The sequence below is a fragment of the Arthrobacter sp. 05T47 genome, assembly GCF_056395825.1.
Genome location: NZ_JBFTKG010000108.1, coordinates 1 through 2,031 on the forward strand (window position 1 = coordinate 1; position 2,031 = coordinate 2,031).

At 61.7% G+C, this 2,031-nt stretch carries 1 protein-coding gene; it reads right to left on the reverse strand.

What is annotated here, in order from left to right:
* The coding region (locus AC1DEY_RS23045) for a DEAD/DEAH box helicase (RefSeq protein WP_476870025.1) at window positions 1–1,989 on the reverse strand (1,989 nt) is incomplete at its 3' end.
* Window positions 1,990–2,031: the final 42 nt, after the last annotated feature.

Genomic DNA, 2,031 nt, shown 5'->3' on the forward strand with positions numbered 1-2,031 from the left:
GGACTGCAGGCCAAACTCCAACGATGCATCAAAAAGAAGCCGGGACTTGGCGTTGCTAGTGGCCTTGCGACGCTCCGTGGCACTGGCGCCGGGCTTCCAGAAAGCGCGGAACTGCTCCCGGTCAACGTAGTCCGGCGCAATCAGCTGGTATTTCGCCACAGGGGTCTCTGCATTGGATATTGCGGCATTGACCAAGTCGTCCAGGGTGGTCTCCCCGTCCAAAGCGTTGCGAAGTGCCGAGCGCAGAGACAAAGTGTGGGACCGTGCCTGAACAAAACCAGCTCGGTGTGCCGCGTCTTGGACACTGTCTGTGAAGACCAGGGCCTTCTTCTCATTGGAATTGAGGCCCTGCGATCCGAACAGGTTTGAGATCGTGACGGAAAGCATGGTGGCTATGGCGCTTCCCAGAAAACGTATGCCGTCCACGGTTTGGCAGGCCGGGCAGGTGTCCCGTTTGGAGTCGTCATCTGCCTCAAGCCCGGTGAGCATAAGCACCGGGAGGATGCGACCTTCCAGCAGATCGATGTCCTCTCCGTTGGGGGCATCAGCCAGGACCTGCCGGTTCTTGGAGTCGAACCATCGCAGGCCTTCGACCTTGGCTTCATCGAAACCTTTGAAGAGGACCTTGTCGGCCTCGCCCGGTGCGTAGAGCAGGGCCCTGAAACGCCCGCTGCCCGTCATCTTACCGACGCGGATTTTCGTGTCATCCAGGTCCAGGTCATTGCCGGTGGGGCCTAGCATGACGCCCCAGCCGGAGCGTCCGCAGTGCCGGCAATAGACGGCTGGCTGGTACAGCTCGCCGTCCTGTTGGACGCCGTCGTCGGACCACCGGAAACTGCTGGTGGCGTCGACGGCCTTGTCGATCCGGGAGAGCTCCCGGATCCACATGTGGACCTCAACGGATAGCGCCGAGCGGCCATGGTCTGCGCGAATTTGGCTCAGGAAGGAGATGAAGTGGCTGAGGAACTCCATCCGTTCCTCCAGGCGGGCGGCCTGCTCACGCGGACCACCGCTGGTGCTGCAGCCACCGAAGACCTTCTCCGCAAGCTCCCGCAGCGAGACGGCGTCAGTGGCGTGCTGCAGGACGGCCACGGTGAGGGGCTGTGACCGTACGGCGTCGAGTAGGTCATCGGGTTGGTTGCCGAACAGCGCGTCCCCAATGGCACGTACGACGGCGGCGTTCGGTTCACCGTCTGCTGCTGCCCGTAGCGCCTCGACTTTGTCGTTCAGTTCGTGCAGCTGGTCCGCGATTTCGTTGATGGACCTGGGCTCATGGGTGGCTGAACCCAATGCGGTCCATTCATCGGAGCTGAGCCGCGCTTCTGTGATCACGCTGTCTTGCGGGAAGGGTTCGCCAAAGACTGTCTCCGCGAACCGAAGCATTGCCTCAGGATCGCCCTTTCCGCCTAGCGTCGCTGAGGTGGCCACCGGTGTGGCACGGCCCAGTGGGCGCTGTCGGTCCTGTTCGCTGAGACCAAGAGGCGAATCAGTGAGATCTGCTGGCCAGTAGCTTTTGAGTGTCAGGCCCAGCCGGCGGAGCAGCATTGCCACGTCCGTGCCCTGGGCGCCGTCGTAGGTGTGGAATTCATCGAGCACCACGTACTGCAACGATGTCGCCGACTGCTCCCAGATGCTGGCATCTTGGTGGCGGAGCAGGAGCATATCCAGCATCTTGTAGTTGGTCAGCAGGATGTCCGGGGCTCCACTGCGGAAGATGTCGCGTTGGTTGATCAGGCCGGCCGCCGAGACCTTGGTCCGCGGCTCGTCATTCTGCCCGGTGTAGATACCTGCCGTGATCCCACTGAGTTCAGGGTGGCTGGAGAGCATCTCGGCCAAGCGCTTCGCCTGGTCGTTGGCCAGTGCGTTCATCGGGTACAGGATCAAGGCTTTCATGCCCCTCACACCGACCCTCTTGGCCCGAAGAACATGATCGATGATCGGGATCAGGAAGGACTCTGTCTTACCAGAACCGGTGCCGGTAGTGACCATCGTCGGCAGCGGACGTCGACCAATGGCCGATCTAGTCGAGAC